The sequence below is a fragment of the Mesorhizobium sp. M8A.F.Ca.ET.165.01.1.1 genome, assembly GCF_004792065.1.
Lineage (GTDB): Bacteria > Pseudomonadota > Alphaproteobacteria > Rhizobiales > Rhizobiaceae > Mesorhizobium.
The window spans coordinates 723,330-739,021 of the sequence record NZ_SRTH01000002.1 but is presented as its reverse complement, the minus strand read 5'-3'; the positions used below and the strand labels follow the sequence as shown (position 1 = coordinate 739,021).

Genomic DNA, 15,692 nt, shown 5'->3' with positions numbered 1-15,692 from the left:
GATCAAGCCCTACTTGGCGGTGGCCTCGAGCGGCGTCTGCGCATGGAACATCATCTTCCAACCGTTGACGCGGTGGACATAGCCGGTGCTGACCAGTGCGGCGTAGGGTTCGCCATTCTCGCGCGTCGCATGCGCCTCGTAGGTCAGCATGACGATGTCGCTGCCTGGCTCGATTATGCCCTTGAGCTCGATGTCGAGATCGCGCCAGCGGTTGGGCTTGGTCGCGGTCTCGGCCAGATCGGCATTATCCATCGCCTTGGCCATCCGCGGAAACGCCACCAGGCATTCGGTGTCCGCGTTGGCGGCGTAGTAGGCACTGTCACCCGTCCAGAACCCCTTTTCAAGTTCCAACAACTCGGCCTTGTTGGCCATGATCCGCTTGCTGTCCGACATAGCATATCCTCCGGGCACGTCTTGATGCTCCAACGCGCGCCCGCCATGGCGGTTCCAAGAGATCAGTTGGCGGTGGTCGTGTCCGGTTCCGCGGCGTCGTCCGGCTGTGCCGCGTCCGGAGTGACCGGGGGCTTGGGCCTGGCCGAGGCGGGCTTGGTCGCGGCCGGCTTCGAGGCGTCGGCTTTCGCTCCGTCGGCCTTGCCAGCATCAGGCGCCGGTACATCCGACTTCTGCTTGCATTCCTTCAGCCAGACGTCATAGACGGCGTGCTCGACGGCATTGAGGCCAGGGCTTTCGGCAAACATCCAGCCGGTGAAGATGCGGCGGATCTTGCGGTCGAGCGTGATCTCGTCGACCTCGACGAAGGAATCGGTCTTCGGCTCCTCGTTCTCCGGCCGGGAATAGCAGACGCGTGGCGTCACCTGCAGGGCGCCGAATTGCACCGTCTCGTCGATATAGACATCGAAGGTGATGATGCGGCCGGTGATCTTGTCGATACCGGCGAACTCGGCGACCGGGTTGGCAATGCGATCCGATCCCGCTGCCGCTGGCGGCGCCGGGGCGGCAGGTGTGGGTGAAGCCGCAAAGGCGACGGTGCTGACGGCGAGGCTGGCGGCTAGCGTCAGACCGCCTGTCGATATCAGGTTGAAAAAGCTCATGCAGGGGTACCGGTGGTTCGCGCCCAGGTGATTCCATCGATCGCCAAGGCTAGTCGCCGTTTTCTGATCAGCAAGCAGCTAAACACCAATTGTGGCGATAAAGGACCGGCCTGCACCTTACGGTTACAAACCCGCGCCGTTACGACCCCGGCGTCCAGGCGTCGTAGTCGCCGGTGACCTGCGGGCGATGTTGGTTGGTCAGCACCGAGCCCTTCGGGCGATAGGCCGCGGGCGTGCCGGTCAGATTGGGCAGGTGCGGCTTTTGCCAGTCGCGCGGCCGGTAGTCGTCGCTGGGGGGAGCGACATCGACACGATGGTGAATCCAGCCGTGCCAGCCCGGCGGAATGGCCGACGCTTCCGAATAGTTGCGGTAGATGACCCAACGGCGCGTACGGCCTTCCGAATCGATACCGCCTTCATAGTAGACATTGCCGGCCTCGTCCTGGCCGACCCTCTTGCCGTACCGCCAGGTGTGCAGGCGCGTTCCCAGCGTCTGGCTGTTCCACCAGGTGAAAAACTGCGTCAGGAAAGTCTTCATCTCAGAACCCTCGCGCTGGTGGCGCCCCTTTCCTGCTTATGGCGTCAGGCCCTCGGGAAGGCAAGGGTTTTGCCGCGGGAGCGCGCAAATGGCGCGCCAGGGACCCGACACAAGCCTGTGATCCCTGGGCCTGTGATCCCTGGGGTGGCCGGATGCACGCTTGCCAAGCCTTGCCGCTCTTTCTAAAGCTCTGCGCGCCCAGGCGGAAATCCTCTCCGCCTCGGGGGCTAAAGGAGGCGACGATTGGCCACGCAATTGCCGACCACCGACATTCGCATCGGTGCCGACCTGATTCGCCGCCGCAAGGGCGGCACGCCGATCGTCTGCCTCACCGCCTACACCTACCCGATCGCCCGCCTGCTCGATCCCCATGTCGACCTGCTCCTGGTCGGCGACAGCGTCGCCATGGTCCTGCATGGCCATGAGACGACGCTGGGCGCCTCGCTGGAGATGATGATCGCGCACGGCCAGGCCGTGATGCGGGGCTCGGCCAGGGCCTGCGTCGTCGTCGACATGCCGGCCGGCACCTATGAGGATTCAGCCGCGCAAGCCGTGGCCTCGGCGCGGCGCATCGTTGGCGAGACCGGTTGCCAGGCGGTGAAACTCGAGGGAGGCGTCGACATGGCCGCTCAGATCGCGGCGATCGTGGCCGCCGGTATCCCGGTCATGGGCCATATCGGCCTGCAGCCGCAATCGGTCGAGAAAGACGGCGGCTACAAGATCAAGGGCCGGACGGACGAGAATGTTGCCGCCCTGATCGCCGACGCGCTCGCGGTCGAGAAGGCCGGTGCGTTTTCCCTGGTCATTGAAGGAACGATCGAGACGGTCGCCGCGGACATCACCGGCCGCATCGCCATTCCAACCATCGGCATCGGCGCCAGCAGCGAGTGCGACGGCCAGATCCTGGTCATCGACGACATGGTCGGGCTGAGCGTCGACCGGGTGCCTAGATTCGTCAAGCAATACGCCGATCTGCGCAGCGTGATCGCGCATGCCGCCGAGCGCTACGCATCGGAGGTACGGGACCGCGAATTCCCTGGCCGTGCCCATGTCTTTTCAAAAACAAATGGCGGGGATGAAGCATGAGCCGGCCCGACGTCGTCGACAGCGTTGCCGAGCTTCGCGCACGCATCCGCGACTGGCGGCGCGATGGGCAGCGCATCGCCTTGGTGCCAACCATGGGCGCATTGCATGACGGGCATCTTTCGCTGATCAAGATCGCCCTCGAAAGAGCCGATCGATGCGTGGTGTCGATCTTCGTCAATCCGACGCAGTTCGCGCCGAGCGAGGATCTCGACAAATACCCGCGCCAGTTGGCCCGCGACCTCGATATGCTGACGACGGCCAAGGCCGATCTCGCCTTCACGCCTGATGTCAACGAGATGTATCCCGCCGGTTTCGCGACGAAGATCTCGGTCGGCGGTCCGTCAGCCGGGCTCGAAACGGACTTTCGACCCACCTTTTTCGATGGCGTCGCCACAGTGGTGGCCAAGCTTCTCCTGCAGGCCGTACCCGACTTCGCCATCTTTGGCGAAAAGGATTATCAGCAGCTTTGCGTCGTCAAGCAGCTTTGCCGCGACCTCGACCTGCCCGTCGAGATCATCGGCGCACCGACCATTCGCGACGCGCATGGCCTCGCCATGTCGTCACGCAACGCCTATCTCGATGAAGCCGAACTCCAGACCGCCCGCCAGTTCAACCTTATCCTGCGCAAGGCGGCAACGGCGCTGGCGGCGGGCGCAGGTCAGGAAGAAACGATCGCCGAAGCAAGCCGAGCCCTGATCGTCGCCGGCTTCCAGAAAGTCGATTATGTCGAAGCCCGCGAAAGCCTGACCCTTGCGCCATGGCGGCACGACCGAATGGGCCGCGTCCTCGCCGCCGCCTGGCTGGGAAAAACCAGGCTGATCGACAATGTGGACGTTTCCACCGCCTGATCGGCTGCACTCTCGATTGCTGTTTGTAGTCTCAACGCTGCCAGCGCGAAGCACACAGCGGGAACTCGAATTGCTGATACGCGAACTGTCGCCACCGCTGCGGTCGCGCTGATCCTGGCCTTCACCCGTCCCGCTTGCGGCTTTCCCAGCCTACTCCTCGGTCGGCATATGCAGGTACATTGACTGGATGCCGACCCTGCCCGGACCCGTGAAGCGGTTGACGATGAAATTCATGTTGGCGCCGAAGAAGCCGCTCGACAGCCGGTCGATCTTGGTTTCCATCCTGACCGAGGCATCCTTGAACAGCCAGCCGCCGGGTTCGATGTCGATGGTTTCGCCCGGAGCGAGCGTCTTTTCAAAAACGTTGCCGTAACCGTGCAGCCAGACGATGCCGTCCCCGGTATCGCCGCGAAACCGGTCGATGAAGAAGCCGCTTTGGCCGAACAGCATCGTCGCCAGGCCGCGTACACGCTCGAACGTGTAGTCGACATTGCCTGTGGCGGCCAGGAACTGGTGCTCGCGCACCTGGATCTCCTCGCCTTGCCGCAGGTGAATCGGCACGATGTGACCGGGTCCGTCGCGGCTGAAGGCGATGATGCCCGCTCCCGACGCCTCGGTGACGAAGATCTGCATGCCGGCCATCATGCGCTTCAGCGCCCCCTTCAGTGATTTCAGGCCGATGGTGATCGTGGAATTTTTCCACAGCAGGATGTGGTGCTCGAAATAGACAGGCATCCGCGTCACGTCGACGGAAAGCACAGGCACCAGTTCGCCCGCTATGTGATAGGTGACGCCGCCAAAGGTTTCGTCCGACACCTCGGTCGGCATCAGTTCCGGCAGGCTTGGCATGGTTTTCCCCCAGCCGTCCCGCGCGTGTCAGGTTATTCCGGCTTCGAGCGGGTCGGCCTAAGCAGCTTTGGTGGCGGACAACAGGGCCGTCAAACGAAAACGGAGCCCGGGGCGGGCGCTCGCGCGAAGGTGATCACGCCGCCACGGTGGTCAGGCAGCAAGTACCCGTTCATAGATCAACGCCGGGATGGCCGAACCGGCGGAGCCGCAATTGTCGGTGCGGCCGGCCTGGACGAAGCCATTGGCCCGATAGAAGGCTACGGCGCGGGTGTTCTTCTCTTCCACTTCGAGCCGAATCCCATGGGCTTCCGGAAAACTCTCGATGATTTCGTCGAGCAGCATGCCGCCGATGCCTCGGCCCTGCAGCGCAGGAAGCACATAGAGCTGCCTGAGCATAACCACGCCGCCGTCACCGACGGCTTCGGCAAAGGCCATGCCGCCAATGCGCTTGCCGTCATCGGCAACGAGGAACTCGCTGCTCGGCTTGACCAGCCTGGCCTTCAAAGAAGCGACGGAGTGCCATTCATTGGTGATCTCGGTGACCCGTTCGGCGCCGTAGATCGCGTCATAGGTGGCATGCCATGTTTCGACTAGCAACGCCCGGACGGCTGCGAGGTCGCGATCCCCGGCGGTGCGGACGAACATGCCTTTACTCGATGCCCAGCTTGGCCTTGACGAGATCGTTGACGGCCTGCGGATTGGCCTTGCCGCCGGTCGCCTTCATCACCTGGCCGACGAACCAGCCGGCCATGGTCGGCTTGGCGCGTGCCTGCTCGACCTTGTCGGGATTGGCCGCGATCACCTCGTCGACCGCCTTCTCGATGGCGCCGGTGTCGGTGACCTGCTTCATGCCACGGCTTTCGACCAGTTGGCGAGGATCACCACCCTCGCTCCAGACGATCTCGAACAGGTCCTTGGCGATCTTGCCGGAGATGGTGCCTTCCTTGATCAGGTCGATGACCGCACCGAGCTGGTCGGGCGAAACCGGAGCGGTTTCAATGTCCTTGCCGGCCTTGTTGAGAGCGCCCAGCAGATCGTTGATGACCCAGTTGGCGGCGAGCTTGCCGTCGCGCCCGGCCGCTACCTTCTCGAAATAATCGGCGATCGGCTTTTCCGACACCAGGATCGCTGCGTCGTAGGTCGAGAGGCCGAGCGAGGAGATCAGCCGCGCCTTCTTGTCGTCGGGCAGTTCCGGCAATGCCTTGGCCAGGGCGTCGACATAGGCCTGGTCGAATTCCAGCGGCAGAAGATCGGGATCGGGGAAGTAGCGGTAGTCGTGGGCCTCTTCCTTGGAGCGCATCGAGCGCGTCTCGCCCTTGACGGCATCGAACAGCCGCGTTTCCTGATCGATCTTGCCGCCGTCCTCGAGGATAGCGATCTGCCGGCGCGCCTCGTAGTCGATCGCCTGGCCGATGAAGCGGATCGAATTCATGTTCTTGATTTCGCAGCGGGTGCCGAATTCGCCCCCTGGCCGGCGCACCGAGACGTTGACGTCGGCACGCAGCGAGCCTTCGTCCATGTTGCCGTCGCAGGTGCCGAGATAGCGCATGATGGTACGCAGCTTGGTCACATAGGCCTTGGCCTCGTCGCCGGAGCGCAGGTCGGGTTTCGACACGATCTCCATCAGCGCCACGCCGGAGCGGTTGAGGTCGACATAGGACATGGTCGGGTGCTGGTCGTGAATCGACTTGCCGGCATCCTGCTCCAGGTGCAGGCGCTCGATGCCAACCTCGATGTCCTCGAACTCGCCCTGGCGGTCGGGACCGACGGAAACGATCACCGTGCCCTCGCCGACGATCGGCTGTTTGAACTGCGAGATCTGGTAGCCCTGCGGCAGGTCCGGATAGAAATAGTTCTTCCGGTCGAAGACCGACTTGTGGTTGATCGCCGCCTTCAGCCCCAGGCCGGTGCGGATCGCCTGCTTGACGCATTCCTCGTTGATGACGGGCAGCATGCCGGGCATTGCCGCATCGACTAGGCTGACATTGGCATTGGGCGCAGCCCCGAATGCGGTCGAGGCGCCGGAGAAGAGCTTTGCCTCCGAGATGACCTGAGCGTGAACCTCAAGGCCGATAATGATCTCCCAGTCGCCGGTGGCACCTGATATCAGGCGTTTTGCGTCGGGTGTACGGGTATCGATGATGCTCATGGCCTGCCGTCAAATTCCGGATGATTGCCGAATGCGCTGCACATTCAGCAGGTACAAATCGTACCCGCTTCGCTAGTGCAAACCGCCAGAAGAGACAAGCGCAAAGCCTCGGTCTGGCCTTCCCAGCCATTTTTGCCTATAGGACGCTCATCCCAATGGAGAGTGGATGTCCACTTACGCTCAGTCCCGGTAAGGCCCTGACCTCTCGATGAGGCAGGGCAGAAAACCTGAAACCCCGTGCCGCGAAGCTTCGCGGCGGCGGCATTTTTCGTTTCCCGGAAACTCTTCACATGGATATTTCGCGTACTGAACAGCGCATCCTGCACCTGCTCGCGCAGGGCGGACGCATTGAAATCGAAAAGAACGACAAGAAAAGGATCGCTTCCGTCAAATGCCTGACCCGCGACGGCTGGCATTATCCTGACGTCGATCTCGACCTGTTTCGAAAATTGAAACGCAAGAAGGCGGTTTCGTCGTCGGGCGGCGGGCCCTACCGCATCACAAGGCGCGGGCTCGCACTCGTCCGCTCTGAACTCGACAACAGGTAGTCCTGGTGCCGCCGGCCGGCATTCGGTCGGCGGCAGCCGTCACCGCTCAGGCGGTGGCGATGTAGGCCCGGATTTCCTCTGCCTCGCGCTCGACGTCCTCGATGCGGCGCTTAACCACGTCACCGATGGACACGATGCCATCCAGCAGGCCGTCCTTTTCCACCGGCAGATGGCGGAAGCGGCCCCGGGTCATGATCTCCATCACCTCGTTGACGGTGTGGTTCTCATTGCAGATCTTCACCTTCGGCGTCATGGCCGAGCGCACCGCGATGTCGAGCGCGGCGGCTCCTTCCTTGGCGATCACCCGCACGATGTCGCGCTCGGAGAGGATGCCGACGATCTTGCGATCGCCATTGGTGATGACCAGTGCGCCGATCTTGTGTTCTGTCAGGATGCGAATGGCTTCGCTGAGTTTTTCGTTGGGCCCGAGCGTCAGCACGTCATGGCCCTTGCTCTCGAGAATTGCCTTAACTGTCATGGCGTCCTCCTCTACTTTGCCAACCGGTTCCTGACCTGACCGGTTTTCGCATAAGAGTGAACATCGTGCGCCGTGATGGGTTGCATTTCAAGTGTGGTCGGGCGCTTCCCATTCAGGCGCTTGCCATCCCCTGTCGAACCAGCGCAGGCCGAAGAAGCCCGCGACAAAGCCGCCTATATGGGCCTCCCAGGCGATCTGGCCGTCCACGCCCGGCGCGAAACCGAGAAGGCCGGTGGCGAGATTGATGATCATCCACATGGCCAAGAAAATGACGACGCCGCGCGAGCGCAACACGATCGCGACCGGCAGCACCGGGCCGGCGAAAGCAGCCTTGCCGGCCGAGCGGTCGGTGTGGAAGCCAAAGCGCGCCGCGGCCCCCATCATGCCCGATATGGCGCCCGATGCGCCGACCAGCGGCGCTTCTCCGTATGGATGCATGGCCCAGAAGAGCGCCACCGAAGCCAGTCCGGTGGCGGCAAAGAACAATGCGAACCGGAGCGCGCCGAGACGATTGGCCAGCGGCGAGCCAAAGGCGGCGAGCCAGACCATATTGATGGCGATATGGGCAAAGCCGCCATGCATGAAAGCGTAAGTGAAAGGCCGGGTGAAAAGGAACCAGTCGAAGCCGTATTGGCCGGTATAGAGGACCGGAATGAACGCCCCGTCATAGAGCAGCGTCATTTGCTGGGCGTCGTTCAGCACATATTGCTGCAGCAGATAGACGATCGCGCAGATGCCGATCACCGCCAGCACGATCGGCGGCAGGTTGAACACCGGCTCACGCGCCGGCGGCGGCATGGCTTCGGCCGGTTCGGGCTGGGACGGATTTTGCGGTTCATTCATCTGCAATCGCACTCGATGCTGGTTCAGTCCGGGGCCGGTTCGGTCTGGGGCTGGTTCGGTCTGGGGCTGGTTCGGTCTGGCCAGCATCTAGATCACCGCCGATGGAACCGCAAATGGCGAATCGTCCCGCTCCGAATCACAGGTGCGAATCAAAAAAGAAGCCGTCCAAGGTTTCCCTTGAACGGCCGGTCGAGCCCCCTGCTCCCCTAAAACTCTTGACTGAAGTGCTGCCGATCGTCGCGAAACGACCGCTTCTGGAGTGGTTTTGGTGTGCCACGCGGCTCGCCAGGGCGCAACGTAAACCACTTGTTAACCTTAACGGCCCCGACCCGTGAACAAGTGTTAACGACGCTGGCACGCTTCCTGCTCCGGAACGCATGTAGGTCATCGGAGGGCGCCCTTCTGTTCACCGATGGGACATCAGACGACAGAATGCGCGGAGCTTTTTAGTATGAACCAAAACGGATCGATCACGCTGTTCCACTATTGGAACCGCCTGCGTGACGGACGCCCCGCTCCGAAGCGATCGGAAGTCGAGCCGGCCGACATCAAGTCGCTGCTGGCCGATACGTTCATCCTGGAAAGGGACACGCGTGGTCAGCCCGTGTTTCGTCTGGCCGGCACCAGGCTCTGCGCCTGCTACGGCCGCGAACTCAAGGGGTTTTCCTTCCCGTCGCTGTGGCGCGAAAAGGATCAGCGGCTGGTTTCGCGGCTGATCCACGGGGTTTTCGACCAGAAATCGGTCGTGCTGATCATTTTCGAGGGCTTCAGCCGCAACGGCCGCTCCAACAAGTTCGAATTGCTCGCCCTGCCGCTCGATGGCGGCATTGAAAATCCGCGCTGCCTCGGCGTGATCAGCGCCGCGGAGAAGCCGTTCTGGCTGGGCGCGGATCCGATCACGGACGCCTTGATCGATTCAATACGCGTTATCGACCCGGAGAAAGAGCTGCTGAACAACCGTCCGGCGATCGACGTTCCCTCGCTCGTTCCCGACGAGATCGGGGCGCCCGACACGATCTCGGCGCTCGGCCGGGCGCGCCGCATCCGCCACCTCGTCGTCTTCGACGGCGGGCGCGAAGATAGTTGATGATCACACAGTCCCGCGGGCCTGTTTTTCCCCTTTGTTAACCCGCTTTGTTGTACTTCTCTGATGAAGTCCCTCGCATTAAGGCGCGGGATGCCAAACGGGGTGTAGGCAGTCATGAGGTCAGCGGCGGTCGACTATGCGCCGTCCCAAGCTGAAAGGCGTAACTTTCAGCGCGTCCGGGTCAAGATATACGGACGATTCATGCTGGAGGACCGCACCGAGCACCCCTGCCAGGTCGTGGACATGTCGCCTGGCAACGTCGCGCTTCGCACCGACCGCATCGGCATGCCCGGCGAGAAAGTCATCGCCTATATCGATCATATCGGTCGCATCGAAGGTGTCTTGACGCGCACTTTGCCGGACGGCTTCGCAATGACGGTGATTGCGTCCGACCGCAAGAAGGACAAGCTCGCGGCGCAATTGACATGGCTCGCCAACAAGCACGAGCTCGACCTGCCGGAAGACCGCCGACACGAGCGCGTCTCGCCACGCAACCCGACCAGCGTGCTGCAGCTCACCGACGGCCGTCAGTATCAGTGCCGGATCATCGATCTGTCATTGTCCGGCGCCGCGATCGAGATCGAGGTCAAACCGGCGATCGGTGTCCAGGTCATGCTCGGCACGATGCGCGGCCAGATCGTCCGGCATTTCGAAGATGGCGTCGCCATCGAATTCGCCGTCATCCAGCGCCCCGAAACGCTCGATTCGGAATTCAACACGCCGCGCGCCTGATCAGGCAGCAAGTACACCTGTCAGGCCGGCCCTCGCGGCCGGCTTTTTGATTCCGGAGTGCGTCGATCGATGCGTCCTCGGGGCGACAGGTCGCCATAGTCAGATAGGGCCCGCGCGAGGCCCACCAGATAAACCAATCCCGCAATCCGAACAATTCAATACTCAAATGATTCAAATTTTATGTTTATTCTACGGGCGTTTTACTTAAAATCTACTCCGTGCTTTTGCGTCAAATAAATCCACATGTGGCAATGTCTCCTTCGAACGGGGAGACTGAATAATGAAAAGAACGAGGGGCAAGCTGTTGCTGGTGGCAATGGCGATGCAGTTTTCCGCCTGGGGATCAGCATATGCCGCGGGACCGGCCTACATGCATACCGGCGGACGCACCACGCAGCCTGTTGGCCACTATGAATTCTGCCAACGCATCCCGGGCGAATGCAACGAGAAGACCCCCAAGGGAGAACCGGTCGACCTGACCCGCAAGCTCTGGGCGTCGATCGTCAGCATCAACAATTCGGTCAACACCCGCGTCAAGCCGCGCACCGACATGGAAAACTACGGTGTCGAGGAATACTGGGCCTACCCGGACAGTGGCTATGGCGATTGCGAGGACTACGCGCTGGAAAAGCGGCGCGAGCTGATGAATGTGGGGGTGCCCGCCGGCGACCTTTTGATGACGGTTGCGCGCCAGCCGAACGGCGACGGCCATGCGGTTCTGACCGTGCGCACCAGCCTCGGCGAGTTCATCCTCGACAATCTGGAAACCAAGGTGCTGTCCTGGACGGACACCGACTACACCTATCTCAAGCGTCAATCGACGGAAAATTCCGGCGTTTGGGTAACGATCAACGACGGCCGTTCCGACGCGGTCGCCAGCGTCCGCTGAGGACGCCAACAAGGTCAGGCGCGTTGCACGGCTGCGACGCGCTCAACGAGAAACCCGGTCGAGTCCCCACCCTCCCCGTCCCCAACGACCGGGTCAAAGGAGCCGGCCCCGTCCCCGGGCCGGCTCCGCCATTTCTGTAGGGAAGATGCTAAACTGACCCGATGACACGTGGCGCATCGCGCCGCCCCCGCCTTTCCACGCACAACAGATCGATGCACAATCGGGCCGTTGGTTTCGTTTCCTGGGTCACATTGATGCTGGAAATCCCGGAAGATCGATGCGAGCGCCATCGCCTATTCAGGGCGATCGACGACGCCTTCAAGGCCGGTGACTTCGACGAACTCGGCAAAGCCTTGGGCGGCTCGCCTCGCTGGTTCGACGAGCGCATGCCGTTCGAACTCGGTCTTGGCAATCCGCTGGAATATGCGATCTACTGGAGCCCTCTCGGCTTCGTCGCAACGCTGATCGAAGCCGGATCGAGCCCGAACTACGAAGATCATGCCGGATTTCCCCCGATCATCGCGGCGCTGTCCACCGAACGCGCGGACAAGCTCGACATCATCCGCATCCTCGTCGATCACGGCGCCGATCCCAACATGCGGGGCGTCAACGACTGGACGCCGCTTCACTATGCGGTGGCCATCCGCAGCGTCGAGGCGATCCGCCTGCTTCTCGCCGCCGGCGCGGACCCGACGCTCGAAACCCGTATCGATGACTACACGACGGCCCTTGAGGAGGCCGACAAAGCCGGCTTTGAAGCCGGAGCTTCGTTGCTGCGCGATGCGACGGCCAAGCGACGCTCCAAGGGACGATGAGTTGCAGCGACGAACCGGGCGACACCCATCGCCAAAGCCGGCTTCAGACCTTTTTCAGCCCCGCCTTGAAGCGCCCGGCGTTGGCGACGTAGTGCGCGGCGGAGCCACGCAGCCGCTCGACCGCCGCGTCGTCCAGCACCCTGATCGCCTTTGCCGGTGAACCGACGATCAGCGAATTGTCCGGGAATTCCTTGCCTTCGGTGACCAGGGCGCCGGCGCCGACCAGTGAATTCTTGCCGATCCTGGCGCCGTTCAGCACGATGGCGCCCATGCCGATCAGGCTGTTGTCACCAATCGTGCAGCCGTGCAGCATGGCGCGATGGCCGATGGTGCATCCTTCGCCGATGGTCAGCGGAAAGCCGGGATCAGTGTGCATGACAGTATGCTCCTGCACATTGGTGTCGGCGCCAATGACGATGGGCTCGTTGTCGCCCCTGATGACGACGCCGAACCAGAAGCCGGCATTGCGGCCGATCCTGACGTCGCCAATCAGCGTAGCGTCGGGCGCGATCCAGTTCGAGTCCGCGTCGGCGAAGCTGGGCTCGGTTCCATCGATCGCATAAAGCGGCATTGTCGGTCTCCGAATCGTCTCAGGCTGGAAACCCTAGGAGACGGACCGCCCAGGAAGCAATGGCGAGCACGACGATGCCCAGGGCCAGCGACCAGGCAATAGCGGTGCAGCCACATGACAGGAGCGCCACTGTCGAAATGCGATCCTGGCGCCGCGCATCGAGGGCTTCGTTGACCAGCATGAACGGCCCGGCACCGGCAGTGACAGCCAGCGAGCGCAGCACATGCGAGGGCGACATATAAGGCTCGGCGAAGGCGACCTTGCGACCCGATACCAGTTCCATTGTCGAGCCCGTCAGGCCGCAAACCGTCAGCCCGACGACAAAAGCGAACAGCAGGAGTTCCATCTGGGCCATATTAACCCTCCATTTACCATGAAATCGCACAGTCGTTTCAGGAAGGCTGCAAGAGCCGTGCCGTGCGATGTGTGCCGCCGCGGGGCACCCGGATGGTGATGGACGAGGACCGAGATGAAGCAGGCAGCGATCGCCGACGGCCCAGTACTCACCGTGGTCGATTCCAAGCTGATGAAGCGGGTGTTCTACGCGTTCGCGGCTCTGGCCTTGCTGTCGATAGCCATCAGCCTTGGCGGTAAATGGTTCGGCCGTTCCATTGCCATGGCCGGATACACCGACGACGCGACCGTGCGCGAGGTGGTGATCGGCCACAACATCATCACCGTGCCGGCCAATTTCATCAGGTTCGAGCCAGCCCGGCGCGACGGCATCGCCTCGCGCCTCGACCTCTATCTGCGCTATCCCCAGATGGACGGCTACAGCGAGGCGTCGCGCGATGATTTCAATCACGCCGGAGCCAACAGGAACATCATCTTCCTGTCCTTCGAGCAGCAGATGATGTCGCGCGACATGAGTGGCCGGTTCGCGCCAATCTACAGCGCGTTGATCGTCCAGCCCGGCATTCCAGGGCTTGGCGGCACGACGGTCTATGGGTTCAATGAAAAATCAGGCTACATGAACGAGGTGCTGGTCGTCGGCAAGCGCGCGGGCAAGGACCCCTTCGTGGCCCGCTGCCTCAGCGGTCCTAGCGCCAGCGAATCGCTGGCTCCTTGCGAGCGGGACATCCATGTCGGGGATGATCTCAGCCTTACCTACCGCTTCCCAAGGGAATTCCTCGGCGACTGGCAGACGCTGGACGCGGCGATCACGGCCGAGGCAGGGCTGCTCCTCAAGGCCAGACATTGACCGGCTGAAAGCGGGCCGGCCGCGCTCGACGCGGCCTGCCGTGGCATTGCGGGCTCAGGCCAGGTCGATGTCCAGGATCGCCATCGAGAAATTATAGTCGCCGTCGTCCTCGTCCTTGAAGACGATGCCGAGGAATTCGTCGCCGACATAGACCTCGGCCGAATCTTCCTTGCGTGGCCTTGCCTTGACCTCAAGCTTGGGGTTCTGGAAGACGCGCTTGAAATAGGCGTCCAGCTTTCTGATTTCGTCCGGCTTCAACAGTCTTCTCCGATCATCGGGCTTGCTCGTTTGAACGGCGCTTCTGGCACGTCGACAATGGCGATGTAAAGGCAAGCCGGTCTTATTGCACCGGAAGCGGCAATGCCGCCGGGCAAATCGCAATCATGCGGGCACTGCCAGCAAATCAGATATCGAAACTGATCACGTGATCCATCTTCTGCGACGGCAGAAGCTGGTCCATCTGGCGCGAAGGCTGGTCGCAGCCGGTCTCACCGACCACGCGGGCCGGCACGCCGGCGACCGTCTTGTTGTGCGGCACAGGCGACAGCACCACCGATCCGGCGGCAATCTTGGAGCAATGGCCGATTTCGATGTTACCGAGAATCTTGGCGCCGGCGCCAATCAGCACGCCGTAGCGGATCTTGGGATGGCGGTCGCCGCCGGCCTTGCCAGTACCGCCCAGCGTCACGCCATGCAGGATCGACACGTCGTCCTCGATGACCGCAGTCTCGCCGACGACGAGGCCGGTGGCGTGATCGATAAAGATGCCCTTGCCGATGCGCGCGGCCGGATTGATATCGGTCTGGAAGACAGCGGACGAACGGCTCTGCAGGTAGAGCGCGAAATCCTTGCGCCCGTGGTTCCACAGCCAATGCGCCAGCCGATGGGTCTGGATGGCGTGAAAGCCCTTGAAGTAGAGCACCGGCATGATGAACCGGTCGCAAGCCGGGTCGCGGTCATAATAGGCTTGGATGTCGACGCGCACCGTGGTTGGCCAGTCCTTGTCGTCGGCAAGCATCGACTTGAAGGTCTGGCGGATGAGATCGGAGCCGATATCCTGATGGGCAAGCCGCTCCGCGATCCTGTGAATGACCGCCTCTTCCAGGCTTTCCTGGTTGAGGATCGTCGAATAGAGGAACGCGGCCAGCAGCGGGTCGCGGTTGACCGCTTCCATCGCTTCGTCGCGGATCGAACGCCAGATCGGATCGACCGGCTGCAACGCGCCGTGGCGGGAAATGCTGATGCTGTTCATCGACGTCTTATCCTGCGTCCTGCTAGTCTGCCTGCTTGTCCGGCCGCACATATAAGCCAGATCATAGCACGATTGAACTCAATTTTCCTTAGTGCTGTGTCAAATGGATTTGGTTCGCAGGAATTCAAGCAGCCATGGAAAACGAACCCTTGATCGACGACGCCCTGAAAACCGAGCTTTCTGTCCTCTACCATGCCGCCGGCCGCCATTACCACAACCTCGCCCATATCGAAGCGATGCTAACGCTGGCCGGCGACTATCGAACGCTTCTGGACGACCCCGAAGCCGTCGAAGCGGCGATCTGGTTCCACGACGCCATCTACGACAGCAGAGCCAAGGACAATGAGGCGCAAAGTGCCGCCCTTGCGGAGCAAAAGCTCGCCGGCCGCACCGATGCCGGGCGCCTGAGCCGCGTCAGCGCGATGATCCTCGCCACCGCCACGCACCAGTTGCCGCTGTTCGACGACGCAGCGGCGACGCGCGACGCCAGCCTGTTCCTCGATATGGACCTGTCGATCCTGGGCGCTGACGCAGTTGCGTTCGATGCCTATGAACGGGCGGTTCGCCGTGAATATGGCTGGGTTGAAGAGCCGATGTGGCGTGCGGGCCGCGGCGCGGTGCTTAAGACCTTCCTTGCCCGACCGCATATCTTCCACACGCAGGAGTTCCAGCAGCGCTTCGAACCGCAGGCAAGGCTGAACATGGCGCGTTCGCTGCAGGCCTTGACCTAGCTTAGTTTCGGAATCCGAGGCGC

The 15,692-nt window shown here is 62.2% G+C and carries 21 protein-coding genes; 9 read left to right on the top strand and 12 right to left on the bottom strand.

Features of this window, described 5'->3' with window-relative positions:
* Positions 1–9: 9 nt before the first annotated feature.
* The 3 genes from EN808_RS08325 to EN808_RS08315 all read right to left on the bottom strand — a co-directional run bounded on the left by EN808_RS08325 (position 10) and on the right by EN808_RS08315 (position 1,590).
* Positions 10–393 carry a hypothetical protein gene (locus tag EN808_RS08325; protein ID WP_127869412.1) on the bottom strand — a complete coding sequence of 128 codons (384 nt, stop codon included), beginning with the start codon at positions 391–393 and terminating at the stop codon, positions 10–12.
* 62 nt (positions 394–455) lie between these two features.
* Positions 456–1,052, bottom strand: coding sequence for a DUF2155 domain-containing protein (locus tag EN808_RS08320; RefSeq protein ID WP_127280304.1), 597 nt, complete (start codon positions 1,050–1,052; stop codon positions 456–458).
* A 139-nt stretch (positions 1,053–1,191) separates the two neighbouring features.
* Positions 1,192–1,590, bottom strand: coding sequence for an NADH:ubiquinone oxidoreductase subunit NDUFA12 (locus EN808_RS08315; protein WP_127280305.1), 399 nt, complete (start codon positions 1,588–1,590; stop codon positions 1,192–1,194).
* Positions 1,591–1,833: 243 nt separating this feature from the next.
* Between EN808_RS08315 and panB the strand changes: the two genes are divergently transcribed.
* Complete coding sequence (gene panB, locus EN808_RS08310; protein WP_135915531.1) at positions 1,834–2,676, top strand: 3-methyl-2-oxobutanoate hydroxymethyltransferase; 843 nt, start codon at positions 1,834–1,836, stop codon at positions 2,674–2,676.
* Positions 2,673–3,524, top strand: a complete 852-nt coding sequence (panC, locus tag EN808_RS08305) for a pantoate--beta-alanine ligase (protein WP_135915530.1) — start codon at positions 2,673–2,675, stop codon at positions 3,522–3,524. The genes panB and panC overlap by 4 nt, the downstream gene beginning before the upstream one ends.
* A 150-nt stretch (positions 3,525–3,674) precedes the next feature.
* Here the strand turns inward: panC and EN808_RS08300 are convergent, their stop codons facing one another.
* The 3 genes from EN808_RS08300 to gatB all read right to left on the bottom strand — a co-directional run bounded on the left by EN808_RS08300 (position 3,675) and on the right by gatB (position 6,522).
* Positions 3,675–4,373 carry an AIM24 family protein gene (locus EN808_RS08300; RefSeq protein ID WP_135915529.1) on the bottom strand — a complete coding sequence of 233 codons (699 nt, stop codon included), beginning with the start codon at positions 4,371–4,373 and terminating at the stop codon, positions 3,675–3,677.
* A gap of 150 nt (positions 4,374–4,523) precedes the next feature.
* Positions 4,524–5,018: a GNAT family N-acetyltransferase gene (locus EN808_RS08295; RefSeq protein ID WP_135864224.1), complete on the bottom strand. Its 495-nt coding sequence runs from the start codon at positions 5,016–5,018 to the stop codon at positions 4,524–4,526.
* Between the two features lie 4 nt (positions 5,019–5,022).
* The gene (gene gatB / locus EN808_RS08290) at positions 5,023–6,522 is read right to left on the bottom strand and encodes an Asp-tRNA(Asn)/Glu-tRNA(Gln) amidotransferase subunit GatB (protein WP_135915528.1); all 1,500 of its coding nucleotides are present in this window, start codon (positions 6,520–6,522) and stop codon (positions 5,023–5,025) included.
* A 290-nt stretch (positions 6,523–6,812) separates the two neighbouring features.
* On the opposite strand from gatB, the gene EN808_RS08280 reads away from it, so the two are divergent.
* The gene (locus tag EN808_RS08280) at positions 6,813–7,070 is read left to right on the top strand and encodes a YjhX family toxin (RefSeq protein WP_127280952.1); all 258 of its coding nucleotides are present in this window, start codon (positions 6,813–6,815) and stop codon (positions 7,068–7,070) included.
* A gap of 46 nt (positions 7,071–7,116) precedes the next feature.
* Here EN808_RS08280 and EN808_RS08275 read toward each other — a convergent pair whose 3' ends face one another.
* Positions 7,117–7,548 carry a CBS domain-containing protein gene (locus tag EN808_RS08275; RefSeq protein ID WP_127280953.1) on the bottom strand — a complete coding sequence of 144 codons (432 nt, stop codon included), beginning with the start codon at positions 7,546–7,548 and terminating at the stop codon, positions 7,117–7,119.
* 87 nt (positions 7,549–7,635) lie between these two features.
* Positions 7,636–8,391 (bottom strand): rhomboid family intramembrane serine protease, encoded by a 756-nt coding sequence (locus EN808_RS08270; protein ID WP_127869417.1) that lies wholly within the window; start codon positions 8,389–8,391, stop codon positions 7,636–7,638.
* A gap of 451 nt (positions 8,392–8,842) precedes the next feature.
* Between EN808_RS08270 and EN808_RS08265 the strand changes: the two genes are divergently transcribed.
* The 4 genes from EN808_RS08265 (at position 8,843) to EN808_RS08250 (ending at position 11,914) form a co-directional block, all read left to right on the top strand.
* Positions 8,843–9,478, top strand: a complete 636-nt coding sequence (locus EN808_RS08265) for a PAS domain-containing protein (RefSeq protein ID WP_127869418.1) — start codon at positions 8,843–8,845, stop codon at positions 9,476–9,478.
* Between the two features lie 114 nt (positions 9,479–9,592).
* Entirely contained in the window at positions 9,593–10,210 is a 618-nt protein-coding gene (locus tag EN808_RS08260; protein ID WP_127281204.1) for a PilZ domain-containing protein, read from the top strand.
* A gap of 280 nt (positions 10,211–10,490) precedes the next feature.
* On the top strand, positions 10,491–11,099 hold the full coding sequence (locus EN808_RS08255; RefSeq protein WP_127869419.1) for a transglutaminase-like cysteine peptidase: 609 nt from the start codon (positions 10,491–10,493) through the stop codon (positions 11,097–11,099).
* 254 nt (positions 11,100–11,353) lie between these two features.
* Positions 11,354–11,914, top strand: a complete 561-nt coding sequence (locus EN808_RS08250; protein ID WP_167531247.1) for an ankyrin repeat domain-containing protein — start codon at positions 11,354–11,356, stop codon at positions 11,912–11,914.
* A gap of 43 nt (positions 11,915–11,957) precedes the next feature.
* Here EN808_RS08250 and EN808_RS08245 read toward each other — a convergent pair whose 3' ends face one another.
* The gene (locus EN808_RS08245) at positions 11,958–12,485 is read right to left on the bottom strand and encodes a gamma carbonic anhydrase family protein (RefSeq protein WP_135915527.1); all 528 of its coding nucleotides are present in this window, start codon (positions 12,483–12,485) and stop codon (positions 11,958–11,960) included.
* Between the two features lie 19 nt (positions 12,486–12,504).
* Positions 12,505–12,840, bottom strand: a complete 336-nt coding sequence (locus tag EN808_RS08240; RefSeq protein ID WP_135915526.1) for a hypothetical protein — start codon at positions 12,838–12,840, stop codon at positions 12,505–12,507.
* Between the two features lie 114 nt (positions 12,841–12,954).
* On the opposite strand from EN808_RS08240, the gene EN808_RS08235 reads away from it, so the two are divergent.
* Entirely contained in the window at positions 12,955–13,686 is a 732-nt protein-coding gene (locus EN808_RS08235; RefSeq protein ID WP_135915525.1) for a hypothetical protein, read from the top strand.
* Between the two features lie 54 nt (positions 13,687–13,740).
* Here the strand turns inward: EN808_RS08235 and EN808_RS08230 are convergent, their stop codons facing one another.
* Positions 13,741–13,944, bottom strand: a complete 204-nt coding sequence (locus tag EN808_RS08230; protein WP_006200852.1) for a DUF3126 family protein — start codon at positions 13,942–13,944, stop codon at positions 13,741–13,743.
* A gap of 145 nt (positions 13,945–14,089) precedes the next feature.
* Positions 14,090–14,938 (bottom strand): serine O-acetyltransferase, encoded by an 849-nt coding sequence (gene cysE / locus EN808_RS08225; RefSeq protein WP_127280041.1) that lies wholly within the window; start codon positions 14,936–14,938, stop codon positions 14,090–14,092.
* Positions 14,939–15,072: 134 nt separating this feature from the next.
* Here cysE and EN808_RS08220 point away from each other — a divergent pair, with 134 nt between their 5' ends.
* The gene (locus EN808_RS08220; RefSeq protein ID WP_135880251.1) at positions 15,073–15,669 is read left to right on the top strand and encodes a hypothetical protein; all 597 of its coding nucleotides are present in this window, start codon (positions 15,073–15,075) and stop codon (positions 15,667–15,669) included.
* The last annotated feature ends 23 nt before the right edge of the window (positions 15,670–15,692 follow it).